The organism is Oryzibacillus soli, from assembly GCF_051594765.1.
Lineage (GTDB): Bacteria > Bacillota > Bacilli > Paenibacillales > NBRC-103111 > Paenibacillus_AR.
In genome coordinates this window covers 77381-100687 of record NZ_JBPPGJ010000005.1, presented here as the reverse complement: position 1 = coordinate 100687, position 23307 = coordinate 77381, and the positions used below count along the sequence as shown (strand labels likewise).

The following is a 23307-nucleotide window of genomic DNA, read 5'->3' as shown; positions in this document are numbered from 1 at the left end:
TCCTCCCTGCTCTCCTACCCGTCCACCCGACGTGGGCGCCGGACCGAATCCCGCTCCGATACGAACATCCGCCATGCGGCGAACATCAGTACGGCGATGATGACCGAGCCGACTGTAAAGGTCCACAGAACGGGCCGGTCCGGCTGTATGCCGGGCATATACGCCGTACGGTCCCCATTCTTCCGGAATAAAGTGTCCAGCGATTCCTTCCACTGGCCGATCTCCGTCTCCAGCACCTCCGGGCGGAAGCTTCCCGTTTCCGTGGCTTTCGTAAAGTAAGTCAGCAAGGAGTCCATCTTCTCGGCTTCCTCCGGCTTGCGGCTGATCCACACTGCCGGCCGGATGGTTCCGTAATGCTCCTTCATATGACGGAGCGCCGGTGCCGCCTCCGTACGGCTGCCCGCTCGGACAGCTCGTTCGAATTGCTTGGTATCCTCGGTCAGCACCTTGTAATATTGAAGCCACATGGGCTGGTTCGGATGGGTAAGCGTATCGACGGCCAGCTTCAAGATGGCTGCCATCCGGACACATTCCGACGGATCCAGCCGTGCCGCGTTAAATACCCGTTTGGCCTCCACAATCGCGTCCGACAGGGCGTCCACGCCTTCGATTCCCGTAATGCCGGTAAACGACAATCCTGCCGCTTGATCCCCCAGCCGGTACAACCGATCTCTCGCCCCCATAAAAGAGCCCGCCGTCGCATTCTCGTACAGCTCGTCCGCCGTCCGGTTCAATTCCTCCAGCTGCTGCTGTCTAGCCGGATCCACAGCCGGCAGAGAATCGCCTGCTTCATTCCGGAGCATCCCGCACCCGGCTCCCCATGCCATGATCGCCACAAGAATGAACAGAAGCAGGACCCCTCTCCGCTTCTTCCCGCCAACAAACATCGGACATCCCTCCTATGATGATCATATGGAGGGATGTCCGAATTTAGACCCTGCTTTTGCCTGTCCGCTTGGACGCCAGCCAGGTTATAAGTAGACTGACGATGCTTAAGTATACGGTAAAGGTCTGGACCGTACCGACATCATCATCCAGCTCCAAGGGGAGATACGGATAGATGATATAGGCATAGTCCGCATAATCGTTGAACAGCGTCCATACCGCTACGGCTGCCAATGGGCCCATTCCGATCCGGAAGAAGCGTACGTATAGCAGCGCCTCTACCGCCATTCCTAGATGGGAGCCGGACAACATATAGTCCTGCCACGACAGGCCTCCTCCTTGGGCGGCCCCCATCGCGATGATGGAGACGGCCCAGATGCCGTACTTGACCGAAGTCACGACGGCGAACGCTTCAATGAAGCTTCGGAACCACCGGACACCCGGCGAAGACAGGCGGCGCTCCGGCTCCTTGTACAGCCACCAGATTGCGGCAGTGAAGAACAAGCTGGCGGTCGGGCTATCGGGAACCATCAGCACATGCCAGATCGGATGGCTGACCAGCGTATCCTCAATCTGCCCTCCGTACCAATAGTAGCCATAGACGGTGCCGATAGCATTGATCCATAATAAAGCGCTTAACATAAAACCGGAGCGGAGCCCCTCCGGGCTCAGCCAATAGAGAACCTGATTCCATAGACGACGCAGCTGCAACCGATACCCAACCCTTCTTCATACAGGAAAAACCTGACCCCTTGCGGCGGTCAGGTTCCATCCATTGTTATTGTGCCTTCTGCTTAGCAAGCCAAGCCGCCAGCTTCTCGATGTCGGCATCGGCCAAGCCGCCGCCTTTGAGCGCATCGTACTGGGCTGGCATGCCGCCTTTGCCCTTTTTGATGATATCCAGAATCTGGGCCGCGTCATACTTGCTGCCGATGCCGATGAGCTTCGGAGCGGAGCCCTTTTGAAGCTCTTTGCCGTGGCAAGCGGCACAGCTGGCTTTCTGGAATACCTTATAGGAGGGATCATCTGGCTCCACGATGGCGGTAGCGGCCTTAGCCGGCGTCTGGGCTTGGTTGCCTCCTCCGCCTTCCTTGCCGGCCTTCCGCTCTTCCTCCCGCTTGATGTGCTCGGGGATGATGTTCTTCTCCTCGAGCTCCTTCGTGTAGTGATGCCACGAGAAGACGGTCAGATAGGTGACGGCCGCCAAGGACAGCAGCATCATACCGGAGGCGATGGGGCGTCTGTAGAAGCGGCGTTCTTTGCCGGTATCGAGGAACGGTGCCAGGAGCAGTGCGCCGAACGCGATGCCGGGAACCCCAAGCACACCGACCAGCAGATAATCACCGGAGGTGTATGGGTATTTCAGCAGCTGGTACAGGAACAAGAAGTACCAGTCCGGCATGGGAATAAACTGGGTGTTGGTCGGATCAGCCGGATAGCCGAGTGGCGCCGGCTCCGACATGACCAGCACGAGAATGCCGACCAAGCAGACGACGGCGACCATCCATTCCTTTAACAGGAAGTTCGGGATGAACGCTTCGGACTTGCCGGGATAAGCACTGTAATCCCGCGGAATGTTCGGCATACGGTTGTTTGCCTTCACCCGCGAATCTCCGACGTATACGATCTTCTCGCCGGATGGTTGATGTCCATGGGCCATGGTATGGGTGCCCTCCTCTCCTTATAGCGGTCCCGAGATGCCCTGCTTGCGGATCATGTAGAAGTGTCCTCCTAGGAGTGCCAGCAGCACGCCCGGCAGGAAGAACACGTGCAAGGCAAAGAATCGGGTCAGAGTCTGGGCGCCGACGATATCGCCGCCCTGCAGGAAGGTCTTGATGTAGTCTCCCGCAAAAGGAACGGAAGCGGCGATTTTGATGCCGACCTGGGTGGCAAAGTAGGCCTTGTTATCCCAAGGCAGCAGATAACCGGTGAAGCCAAGGCCGAGCATAACGAAGAAAATCAGCATCCCTACGACCCAATTCATCTCACGGGGTGCCTTGTAGGAACCGGTGAAGAACACCCGCAAGGTATGTAGGAACATCATGACGATAACCAGACTGGCGCCCCAGTGGTGCATGCCCCGAACAATGACGCCGAAGGCCACCTGATGCTGAAGGAAGTCCACGCTTTTGTAAGCGTTTTGGATATCCGGCACATAGTACATGGTCAAGAACATCCCCGAGAGGATCTGCATGACCGTAATGAAAAACGTGAGTCCGCCGAAACAATAGACGAATGCGGAGAAATGGTGGGCCGGGTTGACGTGCTCGGGCACTTCATGGTCGGCCACATCACGCCACATCGGTGTAATGTCAAGGCGTTCGTCGATCCAGTTATAAACACTTTTCAGCATTTACGCTTTACGCCCCCTCATGACTACACTCTGGAATTCGTATGCAGTTGACCTACATATACGAATCCGTTTTCGATTTTTACGTCGTATTCGTCAAGCGGAGCCGGGGCAACCGCAAGATTCTTACCGTTCTTGTCGTAATGAGCCTCGTGGCACGGGCAGAAATACTGCTCCGGGAACTTGGTGTTGCCGTTCCAGTTGACCGTACAGCCCAGATGCTTGCAGGTCGGATTCAAAGCGAAGATCTTGCCCTTGTCATCGATGGAGATCCAAGCTTCCAGCTCCACGTCACTCTCATACCATCCGTCCACCTGGTGAATCTGGAATTTGAAGGACTTCGGCTCTTTCGTTACTTTGGATTCTTCTACAACCTTGATCCAGTCGGCCGCTTTCTTCGGCTTAAGCACCGGATCGATAGCAAAGCGGATCATCGGAACCGTCAGACCGGCGGCCAGAAAACCGCCCGTACCGCCCAAAGTGTAGGACAAAAATTGCCGTCTCGACATTTCTCGTTTCGTCATGTACCTTTCCTACCCCCTTTTACCGTTCATATCTGATGCCGCAATGGACATAAAGTGTACACATTTACTAGGACATTAATATAATAGCCTACACCCCTGGGACCGTCAAGAATCACGCACATTAATTGTAGATAAGAATGACTATCGTTAGTTGTGATTTTAACAAATTTGTCACATTTTCTCCACAATTTCAAATTTGCGTGCTGCTGGCGCCACACCGTCAGCGTTCAGGCTATCCGGTAGCATTTGCAGGCAAAGCTTCCTTCATTCACCTTCACCCGGATTGTCCGGTTTCCGCCACAATTCTCCGATCAGCATATCGGCCTGTCCCGCCTGAACGTGCAGCGCATTCAAGAACAGATCCGCCGATTGCGGAGCCTGCATAAGCGCTGCAGCCGGATCGGACGTAATCAGAACCACGTAAGCGAATCCAGCAGACTCCTTCAGATTCCTGCAGAGGGCGGACAACGAAGCCGCAGCATCCCCGCCGCTCGTATAATGGAAGGCCGGATAGGTGACCACCCGTCCCACGTATCTTCTCTCCAACCCTTCCATCGCATCTCGAAGCTGCTCCAGCGCCTCGGTAGCCCGCCAAGGCGGCTCCTTCCCCGTCAAGCCCGTAACGGGAACCAGGCACGTATCCATGTAAGGCGCCAGCTCGGACCATCTCATCTTCTCGATCTCGCTGAACTTCACTTGGATCCCCCCATTCGTTTATACCCCTTACTTTACCATATAACGGGAATAAAAGCTCCTAAGGCCATTTTGGCCCAAAATCACGCAAAAAAACCGTCCCTGCAGGAACGGTTTCCTTCGCATTATGAAGCGGATGCAGGCGCCAGTCTGCCATCAAGCGCTTGACCCGCTTCCTCGGCGGGCATCGGCTTGTAGAAATAGTAGCCTTGGATCACGTCGCAGCCCAGCTCCTTTAACAGCCGGTACTGCTCCTCGGTCTCCACTCCTTCGGCCACCACCGTCAGCTGCAGACTGCACGCCATGGCCAAAATGGCCTTCACGATGATGCCTTGTTCCCGGATATCCGTGATGCGGCTGATGAAGGATTGGGCGATCTTCAAGCCATCGACCCGGAACCGCTGCAGATGGTTCAAGGACGAGTACCCGGTACCGAAATCATCCATCGACAGCTGCACGCCCATTTGCTTCAAGGCAATGAGCTTCTCGACCGTATCTCCGTCGTCCCGGATGGCGAAGCTCTCCGTAATCTCCAATATCAGCAGGTAAGGCGGAAAACCCGTCTCGTCCAGAATGTGCCGGACCGTCTCTACGAAGGCGGGATGCTCCAGCTGCCGGGGCGAGACGTTGACGGACATGGAGAACGGCTCCTTGCCTTCATTCAGCCACTCCGCTGCTTGTTCGCAAGAGGTGCGGAGCACCCATTCACCGATCTCCGTGATGAGTCCGGTCTCCTCCGCCAAGGGGATGAAATCCCCCGGAGAGATGAATCCTCTCGGGCTCTTCCAACGGATCAGGGCCTCCAGACCGATGACCTTGCCGTCCTTCGCCCGAACCTGGGGCTGGTAGTACACCAGCAGCTCCCGGTGCTCCAAGGCCTGATACAGCCATCGCTCCAGCTCCGCCTTCAACAGGTACTCCCGTTCCAGATCGGCGGTGAACAAGCATCCCGCTCCCGAACCGGAGGCTTTGGCCTTATACATGGCGGAGTCCGCATTCTTCATGAGATCCGTGGCGGTCCTCCCGTGCTCGGGATAGAGGGACGCCCCGATGGAGGTTGTGACGGTCAGCGTATGGTGTCCTGCCTCGAAGGGGACAGCGAAGGCTTTGTGAATCCGTTCCATAAATGCCCGGATGTCCTGAACCCCCGTGATATCTGTCATCAGGACCGTGTATTCGTCGCCTCCCAGCCTTGCAATAAAGCGATCATTGCCGGCCAATCCGTTCAACCGTTCGGCAACGGAACGGATGAGCTGGTCCCCCACCGTATGCCCCAGGCTGTCGTTAATGACCTTGAACCGGTTCAGATCCAGGAAGAGCACGGCGAACATGCCTGTTCCCCCAGCTCCATCCGAATCACCGGCTGACTCCAGCCGGGACATCCTCTGGATCTCATCATTAAGCCTAGCTTCGAAATAGCGGCGGTTCGGCAGCAAGGACAAGGCATCGTGGTTGGCTTTGAATTCCGTCTCCTCCCATACCGATGCGATCTTGGCGGCCAGCGCCTTGTTCTCGTATGTAACCATAGCCTGCCGGATAAGAAGCAGCAGGAAGGCCAGGAAGCTTCCGAAGATGGCTCCGTCCATATGTCCGATATGATGGATCAAGAGGATGCCAAGCAGGATGCTGCAGAGGTTGGGGTACAGGTAGCTGGCGCTCCAGACGCCTGACCTCCGGATGCTTCGCACCCCCTGATGCTCTGCTGACTCCTGGTATAGATAACCGGCCATTCCGAACAGGAACAGACCGGCGGAATACATCGGATCCACCCAAGCCCCCACCTGATAGGAATCCTTCACCATGAGAATGAAATAACCGGTGTCGGCGAAGACGAACACCACGAATCCTGAAATGATGCAGGCTTGAACCTTGGACGGAAGGAGAGTTTTGTTGCCGGCCATCAGTACGATCATCGTGCATGTCGTGGCAAAGTCTGAGATCGGATAGGCCAGCGAGGAAACGATGCTCTCCCAATTTCCCGAGGACATGAGGCTGTCATAATTCGGACTAAGGATGAACTCCCAGCTGACCAACCCGAGCAGCAGCATCAGAAGCAGCGTATCGAAGCCGTAACGGATACTGTTGATCATGCCGGACTTGGTGAATACCAGCACGCATAGTCCGACCAGAAATAGAAGGCCTTGCAGGTTCCAGATATAATCCGCAACGCTCGGGATAGGAGGCTCCGTCCGGAGTACGGAGGTGTACATCCACCAGATCGCTTCAGCGATGAAGTAGCACAGGCTGCCGGAAGCCAAGTAGAACCAGAACAATCGAAGCGGACCCTTCATCCGGGTCCTTCGGCCGGCAAGCCAGAGGAGAACGGCTGCAAGCGCTGACACCGGAAGCTGAAGAGACAGCAGCAATCCATGCTGGTCCGGGAAGCGGAGGTTTGCGGCCACCTGCAAGAGGAGATAACCGGCGGATAGGGCGAGTGCTAAGGCGGGTCGGGTTCGAAACATGGGGTTCTCCTCGATTCTTGTTGTGACATCATTCGTGCAGCCAATGAACCCTTTACAACTATTTTACAATAGATGTACACCTTTCGTCAGCCTTCTCTCCAAAAAAAGAAGGCCCGTGACTTCGTCACGGACCAGCGGCATATCAAGCACTTGTTCTCCGAATACCGGCGGCATGCTCGGAATGGGCGATCAACATACGGAGCTCATTGGTGAGCTCCAGGAAGGTTTGCTCATCCCGGTTGGCAAGCGCATCGTCGATCTCTTGGTACAAGTGCTTCTCTCGATGCTTCCGGATTGCTTCATCAAGTATGAGCTCCGCATAGAGCGAGAGCATCGCTTCGTAAGATGCATACATTTTGCCCATAGAACCTACCTCCAGACTTCAGCCATGACCAGGCCTTCCCATTCGGGACGACGGTACCGCTCTTCGGGTGTCCGATAGGACTTGTATGCCCCCCAGCTGTCATCTCGCAAGCTCCGATTTATATTCCCGTCCCCGCAGAATATAGCTCTCCGTTGTGCGCCGCATCCGTTCCAGATCCGCTTCTGTCAACTCGCGGACCACTTTGGCAGGAGTCCCCAACGCCAACGTGTAGGGCGGAATTTTATGCTTCTCGGCTACGAGCGACCCTGCCCCTACTAAAGCATATTCACCGATTTCCGCGCCGTTTAGGATAATGGCCCCCATGGCGATTAATGTACCCTTGCCTATCCGGCAGCCGTGGATGATGGCACCGTGTCCGACGGACACCTCATCCTCTACGATAAGAGGCTGCCCTTCGTTCACATGGCCGATGCTGCCATCCTGTATGTTGGTCCTCTTCCCGATGATCACCGGAGCCAGATCGCCCCGGAGCACCGAGTTGAACCAAACGGAGGCTTCTGCCTGTATGATAACGTCCCCGATCAGCTTCACACCATCCGCGATGAAAGCCGTCTCGTCCACCTGCGGCAGCTTGCCTTGATATGGAATCCACATGTCGATCACTCCTTGGAGATGCTTATGGTAAGGAGTGATTGTACCGTATCCACCGACCGAATGTCAATTCATTCCAATACCGATATCGATGGTCTCTTCTTCCGGCACATAGGTGCCCCGGATGATGCTGCTTCCGTACTTGGTCATCTGGACCACACTGCCGAGAGTCTCGTGCATCCCGATCCGCAGCAGGCCCAAATGCATCAGCATCGGCAGCAGGCGCTGCTCGAAGATGGACTGCGGCGTATCGTAATAATACGGCTTGATCAGCGGCACCAGCACGCCGCCCAGCGAGGAAGCGGTGACCCAACGGTCCGCCAGCCGGTCAATCCAATGAACTAGCGACAGCAGGTTCGGCACCGGTCCGCGGTACAGCTTCAGCCAGAAGCCGTATAGCTCCGCACCCGGATCCTTCCTGCCCTCTACCAGCTTGAGTGCTCCCTGCTCCGTCAGCCGGAGAGAGGTTTCGAACTCTTCGACGAAGCCTTGGTAGTAGCAGTAGTCGTACAGATACGAGAAACGGGTCGGATATTCGCGGAATCTTCGTCCGTAGCCGAATCTCCAAGCCGTCTTGGCCACCTGCTCCTCCCGGACCGCCAGTCCCTCCAGCACCTGCTGCAGGCTCCGCTTATAGAGGAAGCCCTCCGGATTCAGAGGCAGATCCTGCTGCTCCAGCTGCTTCAGGAATGCCACAAGATCATCGGCCAGCATGTTCTGTTCGTCCCGGTACACCCTCGGCGTCTCTTCCGCATAGACCAGCTTCCCGGCGAAATAACGGGCCAGCGTCTCGGAGAATCTTCGCTTCAGATCCTCCGGCACCCGGAACAGGTACTTGGTCTGCTGCGAATACCCGTTGAACAACCAGCCACGCTGCTTGAAGCGGGTAATCAGCTCCCTGGGGTTCCATTCGGGCTTGTCGTTCTTATTCTCCAGCGTCTGGCTGGCCCGGGCCACCAGCTCCTCCAAGCTGAAGGTTTCCCTCCGGTCGAACAAGAGAGAATTCAGGAACCGGATATCCTCGGACTCCAGCCCCGTGACCAGCGACTCGAATACGTCCTTGCGGTTCACGGTCGAGAGAATCGATTGGATCAGGTCGTTCTTCGAGTGGCTGCTGCATTCGCAATCGTAATTCCGGGCAATCCGGCTCAGCTCATGGATATCCGCGTAGCACAACATCTCCGCCAGATTCACGTTTGACCACCTCCAACCGCGAGAGCGGCAACATTTGTTCTGTAGTACCCATTATGGGAAAGTCAGGCACGTTGTATACTTCTTCGCCCCGCGGCACAAAAAAAGCGCCCCTTGCGATTGAACGCAAGAGGCGCATCTGGACATTGCAGGTTTAGGCTCGGGTCCGATTCAGCCAATTCATAATCAAGAGCGTACTGATCAAGCCCAATATGGACATGGACAAGGCATAATCGGGAACTGTACGGATCGGTCCCAGCTTCACCGGGTCGATAATGGTCGGGCTGGCACTGACCAGCGTGGCCCTCGACATGCTGTGAACATTAAGGGAATCGGCAGGATTGTCGGAAGCCTTGGCCGTCTGCTTGATGCCGTACTGGGCGGATGCCTGGACATCCCTGGAATCCGACTCGTTAAACTGATACACGAAGCTGACGACAAACAGCGCCAGACAGAAGGCGATTACGGCTGTCAGGTTGCGTCTGAGCTTGTAGGGGATCGAATAGATCCGTCCCGTTACCGGCATGCGCCAAGATTCGTCGGTATAAATCCGGCTCATCACCCGGTTCGTGACCGGCAAAGAGGTGACGAGATAGGGTTCCGTATCCTCCTTGGCCAGACGGATCAGATCCGTGCTCTCCTCCCACATCTCGAATTCCTCGCGGCAGGAGCCGCAGGTCTTGATATGTTCATCCACGGAGGCCCGTCTGGGATCGTCATCCGGCACATCGAAATATACCCCGAACAGTTCCTGAACTTCGTTGCATTTCATCGTTGATTCATCCCCTCATACTCCTCGAAGATCGGGTCGATAAAGTACGGCTCCAACTGCAGCTTGACGCTCGCTCTTGCCCGGAACAACAGCGACTTCACAGCACTGACGGTCTGTCCCAGAATATTGGCGATCTCCTGATAATCCAACTGGTCATATTCTCGGAGAATCAGTGCGGAGCGCTGCTTCTCGGGCAAATTGTTGATCGCGTCCCGGACCATCGACACCTTTTCGTTACGGAGCATGGATTGCTCCGGCATGGAATCGAAGGATGCATGGGGCGTATGCCCGCTCTGCTCCAGCGATACCTTGACGTGCTTCTGCTTGCGCAGCTCGCTTAATACGGTGTTGCGTGCGATGGTGTACAGCCAAGTCGAGAACGAAGCGTCCACCTCGCGGAATGTGCCCAGACTGCGATATGCTTTATAGAAGGTCTCCTGGCATAGGTCATCGGCCAAGGATTCCATATGGGCGCTCTTCAGCATGTGAAAGACAAAGGCGAGTATCTTCCGCTCGTAACGACGCATGAGCTCGGCATATAACTCTACGTTGCCGTCCTTGATTTCGCGGATCAACTGGGAATCGGTCATTACAAGCGACCCTCCTTGCTTGCATTCCCGCCCCGGTGTTATCTAACCAATTGTACCGAGTACGGGAATAAAAGTTGCGCATGGCGCACAAATAATTTCGAACCGCCGTCATAAAAACATATACTTCAGGCGATGTCAAAATAGACATGCTTTGAATAATTCTTTATAAGCGTCAAAATTCCTGCTTCGTTCGACAAAAAAACGAAATCTCCTCCAAGCTCCAAGAGTTGGATAGCAAAAAAAAACCGCCGATAGTCGGCGGCCGCACATTGTGCAATTCGGATAGGAGTGGAGAGAAACCATACTGTAGTTCTTATTATATGTATCCGTTTTCAATATGTCAATACTTTTTTTGCAAGCGATTACAGTTCCGTTCGATGCGGGCATCTGCCTGTTGACAAGGCTATGCGGCAGGTCTATAATCACCAATTAACTGAATCATCTCACTTCCAACAGCTGTGAAGAGAAAGAGTACCGAGGCTGCGGCTTACCCAGAGAGCTCCGTAATGGTGAAAAGGAGCAAAGACGCCCTTCGCGAACATGGTCTCCGAGCTGCGCACCGAACCCCTTGCGGTCGTAGGCTGCGCCGGATCCCGCACCCGTTACCGTGCTAGGGCATAACCGCGTCTGCGGCGTGCCCGAAGAGACGGATGCCGCGAGGCAGCCGTGAACAAGGGTGGTACCGCGCGGGCTTATTGTGATGCTCCCGTCCCTTTTATTGGGATTGGGAGCTTTTTGCGTTGTCCGCATCTATGGCTACGAGGAGGAATGAACCATGGCACACATCTTCATCGGAGGAGCCTGGCCTTACGCCAACGGCTCTCTGCATCTGGGACGGCTGGCCAGTCTCTTGCCCGGCGACGTGCTCGCCCGCTATTACCGGGCCAAGGGAGACGAGGTGTTATACGTCTCGGGAAGCGACTGCCACGGCACGCCCATCGAAGTGCTGGCCGCGCAGGAAGGGGTTCCCCCTTCGGAGATTGCAGACCGCTACCATCAGGAGTTCGAGGACGTCTTCCGCCGGATGGGCTTCAGCTATGACCGGTATACCCGGACGGACCGGACTTTCCACCATGTAGTGGTGCAGGACCTGTTCCGCCGGCTGCTGGAGTCGGAGCTGCTCTACAAGAAGACGGTCCGTCAGACTTACTGCGGAACAGACCGTCGCTTTCTTCCGGACCGCTACGTGGAAGGCACCTGTCCCGTATGCGGATCCCAGGCCCGCGGAGACCAGTGCGACCATTGCTCCACGCTGCTGGATCCGTCCGACCTGATCGACCGTACATGCATACTGTGCGGCCGGACACCGGAGGAACGGGATACCGAGCATTATTACTTGGCCTTATCGAAGCTGCAGGAGCCGCTTCAGTCTTATGTGGACCGGCATGCCGCCGCTTGGAAGGATAACGCCGTCCGTCTGACACGGCGGTACCTGGAGGAAGGGCTTCCGGACCGGGCGGTGACGCGGGACCTGGATTGGGGTGTGGATGTGCCGGTAGAAGGCTTCGAGGGCAAGAAGATCTACGTCTGGATCGAGGCCGTCAGCGGGTACCTGTCCGCCAGCATGCAGTGGGCGGCGGAGACGGGACACGATTGGCGCCCGTTCTGGTCCGCGGAGGAAGGAACCGGCATCACGGCTTATTATGTGCACGGCAAGGACAACGTCCCCTTCCACTCCATCATCTGGCCGGCGATCCTGACCGGCGTCGGCGGGCTTCACCTTCCGGACCGGATTCTCTCCTGCGAATACATGACGCTGGAAGGAAGCAAGTTCTCGACCAGCCGGAACTATGCCGTGTGGGTGCCCGATCTCCTGGAGCGCTACCATCCCGACTCCATCCGCTACTTTCTGATCGCCAACGGCCCGGAGCGCCGGGATACGGATTTCTCCTGGCGGGAGTTCATCTCAAGCCATAACGGCGAGCTGCTGGGCGCATACGGCAACCTGGTCAACCGGACGCTAGCCTTCATCGTCAAGTCCTTCGGCGCACAGGTTCCGGATGGTGCCTTGGCTCCGGAATGGAAGGGGCGCATTTTGGAGCTGTACCGGGAAACAGGGGCACTCCTTGCCGAGGGAAATCTGAAGGAGGCGCTGGAGCGCATCTTCGGGGGCGTCCGCGGCGCGAACAAGTTTTTCGACGAGCGCCGTCCCTGGGTTACCGTGAAGGAGGATCCGGCTTCCTGTGCCGACACGCTTTATACCTGCGTTCAGATCATCGCCAATCTGGCGAATCTGCTGGAGCCCTTCCTTCCCTTCTCCTCAGCCAAGGTGCGGGGCTTCCTGCAGCTGGGCCCGGCTGCCTGGCAATGGGCGGAAGCATCTGCCCGTACGGCCGTACAAGGCTTGGAGCTGCTGTTCGAACGGATCGACCCCTCCCGGATTACCGAGGAAACCGAGCGGTTGAAGGCGCAGATGAAGTGAAGGCAACACATAAAAAAGCCGCTCCCCTTCCGGGAACGGCTCATGTTTCTACAGATGGATCGGGTAAAGCGGCTTCAAGAGCTCCACCGCCCGGTCCAGATCCGGCTGGTTCCGGAAGGACAGGCGAAGCACGCCCGGTACGTCGGCACGGCTTTCGATGATCTGAATATTGGCCAGATTGACGCCCTCTTCCCCCAAGGTCGAGGCAATGTGGCCGATGACGCCGGGATGGTCCGGTACGTCGACGTAAACGTCATAATGGGAGGTCAGGATGCCCTTCCTGCGCTCCGGCAGACGGTTGCGGAACTCCCTGGCGGAAGCGAAGGCCGCCTCCACCCCATTCCCGTCCTCGTGCTCCAGCATATCGGCGAACCGCGCCATCTCGTGGCCCCAGTCCCGCAGGAGGCGAAGCACAACCTCACGGTTGTTCAGCAGAATGTCCCGCCAGATGGCGGGCTCGCTGGAGGCAATCCGGGTAATATCCCTGAAGCCGCCGGCGGCAAGCGATTCATACAGCGGATCCGTCTTGTTGTAACCGGCAATCTGGTTCACCAAGGCCACTGCGATGATATGCGGCAGATGGCTGATGGCGCCCACAATGCTGTCATGCTGGACGGCGTCTACCCGCACGATCTGGGCCTTGGTGCACGCCAACAGCTCCGCCAGCCGGTCTACGGCGGCTTCCGGAACACCGGCGGCCGGCGTCAGCACGTAGAAGGCATTCTCATACAGATAGGAGGTTGCCGCCTCCACCCCCGAACGCTCGGAGCCGGCCATTGGATGGCCCCCGATAAAATAGGCGCCGCTCCAATCGAAGGCTTCGGCACAGCGGGTGACGGAGGCCTTCGTGCTGCCCACGTCGGTGATGATGCAGCCCGGCTTCAGCTCCAGCCGGTGCAGCTCCTGCAGATACTCCTCCAGATTGCCCACCGGGACGCATAGGAAGATGAAGTCGGCCCCTTCCGCAGCTTCCCGGATGGAGGTGGTGGCGGTATCCACCACCTCCCGCTTCATATACTTCTCTACGGATGCCGGATTCTTCGAGTGGCCGACGACCTGCAGGCCGGGCTTGCCCTTGAAGCAGAGGGCCAGTGAGCCCCCCATCAATCCGACTCCGAATATGGCGATTTTCGTCATGGCTATGGCCTCATTTTTCGTAGAAGTCGATTAGGCCGATACGGCCACTTCCGCCAGCACCTGCTCCAGGGCGGCGATAAAACCCTTGTTCTGCTCCTGGCTGCCGACGGTCACGCGAATCTTGGTGGGGAAGCCCAGCTTGTGGCCGCCGCGGATGATGTAGCCCTTCCGAAGAAGCGCGTCGAACACCTGATCCGCGGGACGCTTCACGTCCACCATAATGAAGTTGCCGTTGGACGGAATATACGGAAGTCCCAACCGGTCGAACTGGCCGGTCAAATACTGCATGCCGGTCCGGTTGGCCTCCCGGCATTGCTCCACATAAGTCTGGTCCTTGATTGCCGCAATGGCGGCTGCTTGGGAGAACCTTGTGGTGTTGAACGGCTCCCGCACCAGATTAATCGTATGAATGACGTCCGGATGAGCGATGGCATAGCCGATCCGGAGCGCAGCCAGCCCGTAGATCTTGGAGAAGGTCCGCAGCAGTACCAGGTTGGGGTATTGCTTCAGAAGGGCCAGCCCGTCCGGGTAATCCTCGTACATGTTGTATTCCGCATACGCCTCATCCAAGATGACCAGCACCTTCGGGGAGACGGCGTCCAAGAAGGCTTTAAGCTCGGCATGGGTGTTGTACGTTCCCGTCGGATTGTTCGGGTTGCAGATCCAGACCGCCTTGGTCTTCTCCGTAATGCGGGCCAGCATGCCCTGCAGGTCATGAGTATCGTCCTTCAGCGGAACCTCGATGGAGATAGCATTTTCGATCTCCGCGTTGTGCTTGTATTGTGGGAAGGTATGGTAGGACATCACCGTCTCATCCCCCTGGACGAAGTAAGCACGGGCGATCATCAGGATCACATCGTCGGACCCTGCCCCGAAGAGGAGCTGGTTCGTTCCGACGCCCAGGTGCTCCGCCAGAACCGCCGTCAGCTCTACGGCTCCGCCGTCCGGATACAGGCTCATGTTCTCCATCTCGGTGAGCAGGGCTTCCTTCACCTTGGGCGAACAGCCGAAGGGGTTCTCGTTGGAGGCCAGCTTAGTCACGTTCTGCAGGTTCAGCTCCCGCTTCACTTCTTCAATAGGCTTACCCGGCTGATACACCGGCAAATGGACAATATTCGGTTTCGGCTGCAAGAAGAACACCTCGTTTTTCGTCTGAATAGCCTTGGGAGTGCATGGCTCTTGGCGGCGGCATTATGCCGCTTTAACGCATCTATGCATGTAATTGTCGCATACACGGGTCTCGTATGTAAATCTTTTTTTGAGTCGGAGACGGCTCGAAACGAAAGAATGCCCTCCCCAGGAGGACATTCTTCGCTCGGTTTCGCCATCCCTTGCCGCGGTCTTGTCGGATGCGGCTTCTTTATCCTTTCAGCGCGCGGACGAATTCCCGGATCTGGGCCAGCCCCTCTTGACGGGTGGATGGATTCTCCAGCAGCGGAACGGACTCCCCGATCTTGCGCACAATGGCGCTGCCGACGACTACGGCGTCGCAGACCTTCTCGAACCGCTCCACCTGCTCGCGGCTGGAGATGCCGAAGCCTACCGCCACCGGAAGGTCCGTGGATCGGCGTACATCGGTGATGAACTCCTCAACGCCGCTGGCGAACTGGATCCGGGTCCCCGTCACACCCAGGGAAGAGACGCAGTAAATGAAGCCATGGGCCGTCTTAGTAATCTTCTGAACCCGCTCCTTGGAGGTCGGAGCAACGAGAGGAATCAGATGCACGCCGTGGCTCTCGCACAGAGCACGGACCTCTTCATTTTCCTCTACCGGCAGGTCCGGAATGATGGCTCCGCTGATGTCATTCTCGGCCAGAAGCGCGAAGAAGCGGTCGAAGCCCAGCTGCAGCACAGGGTTGTAATAGGTGAAGAGAATAAAAGGCATCTGTACGCCCGCTTCCCGCGCCCGGCCGGCCACCCGGATGCAGTCCACGATGGACACTTGGTGCTTCAATGCCCGGGAGGAGGACGCCTGGATCACGGGACCGTCGGCCAAGGGGTCGGAATACGGCACCCCCAGCTCCAGAATATCCGCTCCGGCCTGCTCCAGCTGTTGGATGATCTCAACGGTGGTAACCAGATCGGGATCTCCGACGGTAATGAACGGGATCAGGGTGCTGGCCCCCTTCTCCTTGTTGGCTGCGAACGTTTGGTCGATCCGGTTCATTGCGCCCCGCCTCCCAAATATTTCATGATGGATTCCACGTCTTTGTCCCCGCGTCCGGACAAGCTGACCACGATGATTTCGTCCTTCTTCATCGTCGGTGCCACCTTCATGGTCTGCGCAATGGCATGAGCGCTCTCCAGAGCCGGGATGATCCCTTCCTTGCGGCTTAACAGCTGCAGCGCCTCCAGCGCCTCCGCGTCCGTGATCGGCACATAATCTGCCCGGCCGGTATCCTTCAGATAGCTGTGCTCCGGACCGACGCCCGGATAATCCAAGCCTGCTGAGATGGAGTGGGCTTCGATGACCTGGCCGTACTCATCCTGGAGCAGGTAGCTCATGGAGCCCTGGAACACGCCGTGGCTTCCCTTGGACATGGTGGCCGCATGCTTGTCGGTATCCACGCCCTTGCCGGCGGCTTCCACGCCCATCAGCCGGACGCTCTCGTCCTTCACGAACGGGTAGAAAATGCCCATGGCGTTGCTGCCCCCGCCCACGCAGGCGATGACCAGATCCGGCAGACGGCCTTCGGCCTTCAGGATCTGCTCGCGGGATTCGTCACCGATAATCCGCTGGAAATCACGGACCATCATCGGATACGGATGGGGCCCTACGACGCTGCCCAGAATGTAGAACGTGTCGTCCACATTGCTGACCCAGTAGCGGAGGGCTTCGTTCCCGGCATCCTTCAAGGTCCGGGAACCGGAGGTGACCGGGATGACCTCGGAGCCCAGCAGGTTCATCCGGAACACGTTCAGCTGCTGGCGCTTGGTGTCCTCCTCGCCCATGAACACCTTGCACTCCAGATCCAGCAGTGCCGCCACCGTAGCGGTCGCCACACCGTGCTGGCCGGCGCCGGTCTCGGCGATGACCTTCTTCTTGCCCATCCGCTTGGCCAGCAGCGCCTGACCGATGGTATTGTTGATCTTATGGGCCCCCGTATGGTTCAGGTCCTCCCGCTTCAGATAAATCTTCGCGCCGCCCAAATGCTCGGTCAGCCGTTCGGCATAATACAGATTGGTCGGGCGTCCCGAATAGTTCTGAAGCAGGCTTTTGTACTCCGCGATGAATACGGGATCCTGGGAATAATGCCGGTACGCCTCCTCCAGCTCGATCAGCGCGTTCATCAGCGTTTCGGGCACGTAGCGCCCGCCGAATTTGCCGAACCGCCCGTTGGCGTCCGGTACCTGTGGCTTGGTCATGCTGGCTTCACCCTTCCTACGAATGTCTCGATCTTGCCGATATCCTTCACGCCTTCCGTTTCCACACCACTCGATATATCCACGCCGTCCGGCGCATACCGCCGGAGCAGCTCCTCCACATTGTCCGCATGCAGCCCGCCTGCAATGATGAGCCGTAGGCCCCGGGACCGGGCCCAATCCCGGACCGCCGGGATAGCTTCCCACGGGAACGTCCGCCCGCTGCCTCCGCCGGTCACCGGGTCGTAGGTGTCCAGCAGGAACGCATCCACGCAGCCCGCGTACGGCTCCAGCCGGGACGTCAATTCTTCACCCTGCTCTGCGCCTACTGCGGATTCCCCCTCGGGAATCGGCACTGCCTTGAAGAGCTCCTTCCCGAACCGGGCCTTCACCTCTGCGCAGAATTCCGGCGGCTCCTGTCCGTGCAGCTGGATGATGTCAAGCGGCGCCTCTTCCAAGACCCGCTCCAGCTCGTCCAAGCCCGGGTTCACGAACACCCCGGCCGTATGGAAGAGCCCGTCGGCCTGCAGGCCCTCCTCCCGAAGCACCCGGATCAGCTCACCGGCCTCCGCCGGCGTCACCTGGCGTTTGCTCTTGGCGAAGACGAACCCGATGTGATCAACCGGCAGGCCAGCCATTCCCCGCAGGGTATCGGCCGATTTGATGCCGCATATTTTTACGGTGGTCATGTCGTCCATCCGCCCCCTTACACCCCGGAGACCGGGAGCGGCCCCATCAGGTGATGCACGGCGGCTCCCACCTCGGGCTGCCGCATGAAGTGCTCGCCGACCAGCACAGCCTTGGCGCCGATCTCCCGCAGATAAGCGATCTCCTCCGGTTTGCCGATACCGCTCTCGCTGACGACGTTGATCCCGGACGGCATGTGCCCGATCAGCTCCTCCGTCGTCTTCAGGTCGGTGACGAAGGTCTTCAGATTCCGGTTATTGACGCCGATGAGCGTCGTATCCAGCTCTAAGGCCCGCTCCAGCTCCTCCCGGTCATGGACCTCCACCAGAGCGTCCAGCCCCAGGTCCCGTGCCAGGGCCAGGAATTCCTTCATCTCTGCCGTAGTCAGAATCGCAGCGATCAGGAGAATCGCATCGGCGCCGATCAGGCGCGCTTCATAAATCTGACGGACATCGATGGTAAAATCCTTCCGGAGCAGCGGCACCCTCACCGCCTGCCGGACGGCCTTCAAATAGTCATTGCTGCCCTGGAAGTACTCCGTATCGGTCAGCACGGAGATGCAGTCGGCTCCGGCCGCTTCATAGGCGGACGCCAAGGTCACCGGATGGAAGTCCTCCCGGATCAGCCCCTTGGAGGGCGACGCCTTCTTCACCTCTGCGATCAGGCCCATGGGCCGCTTGCGTCCCGCCATCAGAGCGCACTCGAAGCCCAGGCACGCCGGCAGCTCCGCAATCCGCTTCTCGGCTTCGGCCAGGACGAACGATGCCTTCAGTACTTCCACTTCCTTCTTCTTCGTGGCGACGATCCGGTCAAGAAACATGGTTCAATTCTCCCGTATATTGGATAAGTTGCTGCAGCTTCTCATACGCGCGGTTGCTGTCGATGGCCGCCGCTGCTAATTTTACACCTTCCTGTAGGGTCGAGCAACGCTCGGACACGTAGAAGCAGGCGCCTGCGTTGGCCAACACCACGTCCCGGTACGGACCGCGGTCGCCGCGGAGAATGGAGAGTATAATCTCCGCATTCGTCTTCGCATCTCCCCCTGCGATGGCATCGATGCCCGAGGCCCGAAGGCCCAGATCGTCCGGCGTCAGCTCGAAGGTGGTGATGTCCCCATTCTTGAGCTCCGTCACCTGCGTAGGCGCCGAGATGCTGATCTCATCCAGACCGTCATGGCTGGCGACGACCATGGCCCGCTTCAGCCCCAAGTGACGCAGCACGTGAGCCATCAGCTCGGTCTTGGAACGGTCGAAGACGCCCAGGAGCTGCCGGTCCGCCCCAGCCGGGTTGGTCAAGGGACCCAGCAGATTGAACACCGTACGGATGCCGATTTCCTTGCGGGGCATCGCCGCATGCTTCATGGACTGATGGAATACCTGTGCGAACATGAAGCACAGTCCCACCTGATCCAGACAGTGCGCCGCCTGCTCGTTGTTCAGGCTGATATTGACGCCAAGCGCCTCCAATACATCAGCGCTCCCGCTCTTGCTGGAGGCGGCCCGGTTGCCGTGCTTGGCGACCCGGATGCCGCCTGCCGCCGCCACGATGGCCGAGGCGGTGGAGATGTTGAAGGTATGGGCTCCGTCACCGCCGGTCCCGCAGGTATCCAGCAGGTTCGACTGCTCCGTGGTGACCCGGCTGGCGTACCGCCGCATGGTTTCGGCGAAGCCGGTCACCTCCTCGATGGTCTCTCCCTTCATCCGGAGGGCGGTAACCAGGCTGCCGAATTGGGCGCCGGTCGCCTGCCCTTCCATGATCTGCGCCATCAGCGCGGCGGCTTCCTCCCGGGTCAGATCCGACCCGCCGATGATCTTATGCAGTCCCTGCTGTATGGAAAACGAATTGGACATCGTCCGTACCCTCCCTTTGTTCCGCTCCTGCGATCCGTGCTTATTTCAAGTAGTAATCCGCGTTCACCGACACGGGCTCTTCCCCGCAGAATACGGCTTCCGCCGTGCGTATGGCCTTCAGCAGCGCCTTCGCCTTGTTGCAGGTTTCCTCGTATTCCTTCTCCGGCACCGAATCCCACACGATTCCGGCTCCTGCCTGCACATAGGCCTTGCCATGCTTGAAGATGATGGTCCGGATCGTGATGCAGGTGTCCAGATTCCCGGAGAAGCCCAGGTAGCCGATGGCCCCCGCATAGGCGCCGCGGGCTTCATTCTCGAGCTCGGCGATGATCTCCATGGCTCTCAGCTTAGGAGCGCCTGATACCGTTCCCGCCGGCATACAGGACAGGAAGGCGTCGAAGAAATCCTTGTCCTTGCGGATCCGTCCGGACACGTTGGAGACGATGTGCATGACGTGGGAATACCGCTCGATCTCCATGAAGGTGTCGCACTTGACGGAGCCGAACTCCGAGACGCGGCCCAGATCGTTGCGGCCCAGATCCACCAGCATCAGATGCTCCGCCCGCTCCTTCTCGTCGGCCATCAGATCCTGCTCCAGCTCCAGATCCTCCTGCGGCGTTCTGCCCCGGGGACGGGTGCCGGCGATGGGCCGGGTTTCCACCCGTTCGTCCTCAACGCGGACCAAGAGCTCCGGCGAGGTGCCGACGATGATCTCGTCGTCCATCTTCAGCACATACATGTAAGGGGACGGGTTCATGGTGCGGAGGATCCGGTAGACCTCCAGTGGCTCCACGTCCGTCGTGATTTCGAACCGTTGGGATAGCACCACCTGGAAAATATCGCCGGCCCGGATATACTCCTTGGCCGTGTTCACATTCTCGATGAACGTCTCCTTCGTCACGTTGGACTGGATCTCACCCAGCTCCACGTCCGCCGGAATCGGCCGGTGCACCATCCGGTTGGCCGGGATCGGCCGGGTCAGCTTCGCGATGGTGGCGTCGATCTTGGCGCAGGTCTCATCATAAGCCCGGATGATCTCTTCAGCCGTCGCGCCCAGGGGCACGTGGACATTGGCGATGACCTTGAGCTGCTGCTTGAAGTGGTCGAACGCGATGACTTGATCGCAGAACATGAACTGGATGTCGTCCATCTGAAGATCGTCGATCCGGTGCTTCGGCAGCCGCTCGTAATATTGAAGCAGGTCGTACCCGAAGAATCCGACTGCTCCTCCCGTGAACCGGGGCAGATCCTCCAGCGACGGACTCTTGTAGGACCGCAGCAGGGATTTCAGCACCTCGATGGGCTTTTTGTCCTCGTACCGCTTATGGTCCTTGCCGTTCAACACCTCGGTGACGCCGTTCTTGGCCTTGACCGTCAGGAACGGATCCGTCCCGATAAAGGAGTAGCGCGCCCACTTGACGCCGCCCTCCACGCTTTCCAAGAGGAACGCCCGCTTCTCGGAATAGAATTGCTGGAACACCCGGATCGGCGTCTCGGTATCGGCCAACAGGTGGCGGACCACCGGAATCAGATTATAGTCCCGCGCCAAGCGGATCACTTCCCGGACTTCTGGAGCGTACATGGTCACCTTCTCCTTTACGTTGTGCTGTACAATCTATAGAGTCCGAATAAATAAAAAACGCCTCTACTGCATCAGTAGAGGCGGTCGTAGGCGATATGCCGGTCAGGTCGGTATGAGAAATAAACCCGATCAGGCCAACAGCAACTACACGGCCCGACGGAATTAACAGAGAGACCAACGGGCCTGCAGCCCCTGGTTCCTAAGCTCAACTGACTCACCTGTAACACTCGCTCTGCTCATCTGCAAGATCCCCGCCTGTGCGGGCATCCTTGCAACTCGACTCTACTCACTCTGCTTGGTACCTACTATACCGCAAGGCAATCTGAACCGTCAATACCGACATTAGGAACGAATGATATCAGGACGCAAAATTTTGGCTTCATTCAGGTATACATGGACGATGTCCTTCTGGCTCTTCTCCGTATTGACGTGCACCATCAGACGGATGCACTTGGGAAGGCTCGGCTGAACCGGGATCTCCAGGGAGCACATCAGAGGCACCAGCTCCCAGCCGTGCATCATCCGGATGGCTCTCGCCGGGAAGGTCGCCGTCAGATCCGCGGTCGTCGTGACGAAGACGCTGCAGATATCCTCCGGTACCACATGGTTCTCTTCCACGATCTTCAGGAGCATCTCCGTGGTGGCCCTCAATATTTCGTTCTCTTCGTCCTGTGAAACGGTGGTTGCTCCGCGAATGCCACGTACCATCACGGCTTATTCCTCCCTCTTGAGCTCCTCCACCACTTCCCGGACGGATTCGGCGGTGACGCTCTTATTGATCTCGACCTTGCCTATGGCAGTAGGGATGATGAAGACCATCTTCCCGTCCTTGAACTTCTTGTCATGCATCATGGCGGACATGATGGCGTCCGTATCGAAGTGGGCGGGAACGAGAACCGGCAGCCCAAACTTCTTCATGATGCGCTTCGTCACGGTATAGATCTCCTCGGGGTGACCGTGGCGCACCGCCAAGCGGGCGGCCCCGACCATGCCGATAGAGATGGCTTCCCCATGCATCAGCTCTCCGTAGCCGGCAACCGCCTCCAGCGCATGGCCGATGGTATGCCCCAGGTTCAGGATGGCCCTAAGGCCCCCCTCCCGTTCATCCTGGGAGACCACCTGGGCCTTGACGCCGCAGCCGAAATACAAGCCGTGCTGAAGCGCAGCCGGGTCCAGAGCCAAGAGCTCCTCCGCATGCTCCTCGCACCAGGCGGTGAAGTCCGCATCCCAGATCAAGCCGTGCTTGATCATCTCCGCCAGACCCGAGCGAACATCACGGGGCGGCAGGGACTGCAGCAGCGCCGTATCGAACAGCACCATCTCCGGCTGATGGAACGCTCCGATGATGTTCTTGGCCTTCGGATGGTTCACCGCCACCTTGCCGCCGACACTGCTGTCATGAGCCAGGATGGTGGTTGGAATCTGCACGAACCGGATGCCCCGCATGTAGCTGGCGGCCACGAAGCCCGCCAGGTCGCCTATGACGCCGCCGCCCAGGGCGACGATGACGGAGTTGCGCTCCAGACCCGCGTCCAGAGCCGCTCCGATGATATCCTCCAGCACGGCCAGGGATTTGGTCTTCTCGCCGGGCTCGGCGATATAGACGCCGGTCTTGTAGCCCGCCTCCTGCAGGAGTCCCTCGATTCGCTCCAGGTGCAGCTTGGCGATGTTGCGGTCGGTAATGATGAGAAGCGGGTTCGCCGCCTTAATCCCCCGCTCGGCGAACAGCCGGCCGATCTCCGCCGTGATGCCCTCTCCGATATAGATCGGGTAAGAGCGGTCGCCCAGGTCGACGGGCAGTACCTTGATCTCGGTTCCCATAG

General features: G+C 58.2%; 23 protein-coding genes. 1 reads left to right on the top strand and 22 read right to left on the bottom strand.

Annotation, left to right across the window (positions count from 1 at the left end):
* Window positions 1-14: 14 nt before the first annotated feature.
* The 12 genes from ACSEXW_RS08150 to ACSEXW_RS08095 form a co-directional block, all read right to left on the bottom strand.
* The gene (locus ACSEXW_RS08150; protein WP_438445632.1) at window positions 15-887 is read right to left on the bottom strand and encodes a sporulation protein YpjB; all 873 of its coding nucleotides are present in this window, start codon (window positions 885-887) and stop codon (window positions 15-17) included.
* Between the two features lie 43 nt (window positions 888-930).
* Window positions 931-1596: a DUF1405 domain-containing protein gene (locus tag ACSEXW_RS08145; protein WP_438445631.1), complete on the bottom strand. Its 666-nt coding sequence runs from the start codon at window positions 1594-1596 to the stop codon at window positions 931-933.
* A gap of 67 nt (window positions 1597-1663) precedes the next feature.
* On the bottom strand, window positions 1664-2545 hold the full coding sequence (locus ACSEXW_RS08140; protein WP_438445630.1) for a c-type cytochrome: 882 nt from the start codon (window positions 2543-2545) through the stop codon (window positions 1664-1666).
* Window positions 2546-2566: 21 nt separating this feature from the next.
* A complete protein-coding gene (gene qcrB / locus ACSEXW_RS08135; protein ID WP_438445629.1) occupies window positions 2567-3238 on the bottom strand; it encodes a menaquinol-cytochrome c reductase cytochrome b subunit in 672 nt (223 codons plus the stop codon).
* A 23-nt stretch (window positions 3239-3261) separates the two neighbouring features.
* Window positions 3262-3759, bottom strand: coding sequence for a Rieske (2Fe-2S) protein (locus ACSEXW_RS08130; protein ID WP_438445628.1), 498 nt, complete (start codon window positions 3757-3759; stop codon window positions 3262-3264).
* Window positions 3760-4023: 264 nt separating this feature from the next.
* Entirely contained in the window at window positions 4024-4455 is a 432-nt protein-coding gene (locus ACSEXW_RS08125) for a DUF2487 family protein (protein ID WP_438445627.1), read from the bottom strand.
* Window positions 4456-4577: 122 nt separating this feature from the next.
* A complete protein-coding gene (locus tag ACSEXW_RS08120) occupies window positions 4578-6914 on the bottom strand; it encodes a putative bifunctional diguanylate cyclase/phosphodiesterase (protein ID WP_438445626.1) in 2337 nt (778 codons plus the stop codon).
* 142 nt (window positions 6915-7056) lie between these two features.
* Window positions 7057-7278, bottom strand: a complete 222-nt coding sequence (locus ACSEXW_RS08115; RefSeq protein WP_438445625.1) for an IDEAL domain-containing protein — start codon at window positions 7276-7278, stop codon at window positions 7057-7059.
* 99 nt (window positions 7279-7377) lie between these two features.
* Window positions 7378-7893 (bottom strand): gamma carbonic anhydrase family protein, encoded by a 516-nt coding sequence (locus tag ACSEXW_RS08110; RefSeq protein WP_438445624.1) that lies wholly within the window; start codon window positions 7891-7893, stop codon window positions 7378-7380.
* A 63-nt stretch (window positions 7894-7956) separates the two neighbouring features.
* The gene (locus ACSEXW_RS08105; RefSeq protein ID WP_438445623.1) at window positions 7957-9084 is read right to left on the bottom strand and encodes a hypothetical protein; all 1128 of its coding nucleotides are present in this window, start codon (window positions 9082-9084) and stop codon (window positions 7957-7959) included.
* A 151-nt stretch (window positions 9085-9235) separates the two neighbouring features.
* Entirely contained in the window at window positions 9236-9853 is a 618-nt protein-coding gene (locus ACSEXW_RS08100; RefSeq protein ID WP_438445622.1) for an anti-sigma factor family protein, read from the bottom strand.
* On the bottom strand, window positions 9850-10443 hold the full coding sequence (locus ACSEXW_RS08095; protein WP_438445621.1) for an RNA polymerase sigma factor: 594 nt from the start codon (window positions 10441-10443) through the stop codon (window positions 9850-9852). The genes ACSEXW_RS08100 and ACSEXW_RS08095 overlap by 4 nt, the downstream gene beginning before the upstream one ends.
* A 775-nt stretch (window positions 10444-11218) precedes the next feature.
* On the opposite strand from ACSEXW_RS08095, the gene metG reads away from it, so the two are divergent.
* Window positions 11219-12865: a methionine--tRNA ligase gene (gene metG, locus ACSEXW_RS08090; RefSeq protein ID WP_438445620.1), complete on the top strand. Its 1647-nt coding sequence runs from the start codon at window positions 11219-11221 to the stop codon at window positions 12863-12865.
* Window positions 12866-12913: 48 nt separating this feature from the next.
* On the opposite strand, the gene ACSEXW_RS08085 is transcribed toward metG, so the two are convergent.
* The 10 genes from ACSEXW_RS08085 to aroB all read right to left on the bottom strand — a co-directional run bounded on the left by ACSEXW_RS08085 (window position 12914) and on the right by aroB (window position 23305).
* A complete protein-coding gene (locus ACSEXW_RS08085; RefSeq protein WP_438445619.1) occupies window positions 12914-14002 on the bottom strand; it encodes a prephenate dehydrogenase in 1089 nt (362 codons plus the stop codon).
* Window positions 14003-14032: 30 nt separating this feature from the next.
* Window positions 14033-15133, bottom strand: a complete 1101-nt coding sequence (gene hisC, locus ACSEXW_RS08080) for a histidinol-phosphate transaminase (RefSeq protein ID WP_438445618.1) — start codon at window positions 15131-15133, stop codon at window positions 14033-14035.
* A 229-nt stretch (window positions 15134-15362) separates the two neighbouring features.
* The gene (gene trpA, locus ACSEXW_RS08075; protein ID WP_438445617.1) at window positions 15363-16169 is read right to left on the bottom strand and encodes a tryptophan synthase subunit alpha; all 807 of its coding nucleotides are present in this window, start codon (window positions 16167-16169) and stop codon (window positions 15363-15365) included.
* Window positions 16166-17368, bottom strand: coding sequence for a tryptophan synthase subunit beta (gene trpB, locus ACSEXW_RS08070; protein ID WP_438445616.1), 1203 nt, complete (start codon window positions 17366-17368; stop codon window positions 16166-16168). Before trpB ends, trpA begins: the two co-directional genes overlap by 4 nt.
* Complete coding sequence (locus ACSEXW_RS08065) at window positions 17365-18054, bottom strand: phosphoribosylanthranilate isomerase (RefSeq protein WP_438445615.1); 690 nt, start codon at window positions 18052-18054, stop codon at window positions 17365-17367. The genes trpB and ACSEXW_RS08065 overlap by 4 nt, the downstream gene beginning before the upstream one ends.
* Window positions 18055-18071: 17 nt before the next feature.
* A complete protein-coding gene (trpC, locus tag ACSEXW_RS08060) occupies window positions 18072-18872 on the bottom strand; it encodes an indole-3-glycerol phosphate synthase TrpC (RefSeq protein ID WP_438445614.1) in 801 nt (266 codons plus the stop codon).
* Window positions 18862-19902 (bottom strand): anthranilate phosphoribosyltransferase, encoded by a 1041-nt coding sequence (trpD, locus tag ACSEXW_RS08055; RefSeq protein WP_438445613.1) that lies wholly within the window; start codon window positions 19900-19902, stop codon window positions 18862-18864. The genes trpC and trpD overlap by 11 nt, the downstream gene beginning before the upstream one ends.
* A gap of 40 nt (window positions 19903-19942) precedes the next feature.
* The gene (trpE, locus tag ACSEXW_RS08050) at window positions 19943-21484 is read right to left on the bottom strand and encodes an anthranilate synthase component I (protein WP_438445612.1); all 1542 of its coding nucleotides are present in this window, start codon (window positions 21482-21484) and stop codon (window positions 19943-19945) included.
* Window positions 21485-21826: 342 nt separating this feature from the next.
* Window positions 21827-22195, bottom strand: a complete 369-nt coding sequence (aroH, locus tag ACSEXW_RS08045; protein ID WP_438445611.1) for a chorismate mutase — start codon at window positions 22193-22195, stop codon at window positions 21827-21829.
* Between the two features lie 3 nt (window positions 22196-22198).
* Window positions 22199-23305, bottom strand: coding sequence for a 3-dehydroquinate synthase (gene aroB / locus ACSEXW_RS08040; RefSeq protein ID WP_438445610.1), 1107 nt, complete (start codon window positions 23303-23305; stop codon window positions 22199-22201).
* Between the last annotated feature and the right edge of the window lie 2 nt (window positions 23306-23307).

What these genes read in the sequence shown, in the direction of transcription:
- ACSEXW_RS08150 (WP_438445632.1), bottom strand. Translation starts at nt 887, where the DNA reads ATGTTTGTTGGCGGGAAGAAGCGGAGAGGGGTCCTGCTTCTGTTCATT.
- ACSEXW_RS08140 (WP_438445630.1), bottom strand. Translation starts at nt 2,545, where the DNA reads ATGGCCCATGGACATCAACCATCCGGCGAGAAGATCGTATACGTCGGA.
- qcrB (WP_438445629.1), bottom strand. Translation starts at nt 3,238, where the DNA reads ATGCTGAAAAGTGTTTATAACTGGATCGACGAACGCCTTGACATTACA.
- ACSEXW_RS08130 (WP_438445628.1), bottom strand. Translation starts at nt 3,759, where the DNA reads ATGACGAAACGAGAAATGTCGAGACGGCAATTTTTGTCCTACACTTTG.
- ACSEXW_RS08120 (WP_438445626.1), bottom strand. Translation starts at nt 6,914, where the DNA reads ATGTTTCGAACCCGACCCGCCTTAGCACTCGCCCTATCCGCCGGTTAT.
- ACSEXW_RS08115 (WP_438445625.1), bottom strand. Translation starts at nt 7,278, where the DNA reads ATGGGCAAAATGTATGCATCTTACGAAGCGATGCTCTCGCTCTATGCG.
- ACSEXW_RS08110 (WP_438445624.1), bottom strand. Translation starts at nt 7,893, where the DNA reads ATGTGGATTCCATATCAAGGCAAGCTGCCGCAGGTGGACGAGACGGCT.
- ACSEXW_RS08100 (WP_438445622.1), bottom strand. Translation starts at nt 9,853, where the DNA reads ATGAAATGCAACGAAGTTCAGGAACTGTTCGGGGTATATTTCGATGTG.
- ACSEXW_RS08095 (WP_438445621.1), bottom strand. Translation starts at nt 10,443, where the DNA reads ATGACCGATTCCCAGTTGATCCGCGAAATCAAGGACGGCAACGTAGAG.
- metG (WP_438445620.1), top strand. Translation starts at nt 11,219, where the DNA reads ATGGCACACATCTTCATCGGAGGAGCCTGGCCTTACGCCAACGGCTCT.
- ACSEXW_RS08085 (WP_438445619.1), bottom strand. Translation starts at nt 14,002, where the DNA reads ATGACGAAAATCGCCATATTCGGAGTCGGATTGATGGGGGGCTCACTG.
- trpA (WP_438445617.1), bottom strand. Translation starts at nt 16,169, where the DNA reads ATGAACCGGATCGACCAAACGTTCGCAGCCAACAAGGAGAAGGGGGCC.
- trpB (WP_438445616.1), bottom strand. Translation starts at nt 17,368, where the DNA reads ATGACCAAGCCACAGGTACCGGACGCCAACGGGCGGTTCGGCAAATTC.
- ACSEXW_RS08065 (WP_438445615.1), bottom strand. Translation starts at nt 18,054, where the DNA reads ATGACCACCGTAAAAATATGCGGCATCAAATCGGCCGATACCCTGCGG.
- trpC (WP_438445614.1), bottom strand. Translation starts at nt 18,872, where the DNA reads ATGTTTCTTGACCGGATCGTCGCCACGAAGAAGAAGGAAGTGGAAGTA.
- trpD (WP_438445613.1), bottom strand. Translation starts at nt 19,902, where the DNA reads ATGTCCAATTCGTTTTCCATACAGCAGGGACTGCATAAGATCATCGGC.
- trpE (WP_438445612.1), bottom strand. Translation starts at nt 21,484, where the DNA reads ATGTACGCTCCAGAAGTCCGGGAAGTGATCCGCTTGGCGCGGGACTAT.
- aroB (WP_438445610.1), bottom strand. Translation starts at nt 23,305, where the DNA reads ATGGGAACCGAGATCAAGGTACTGCCCGTCGACCTGGGCGACCGCTCT.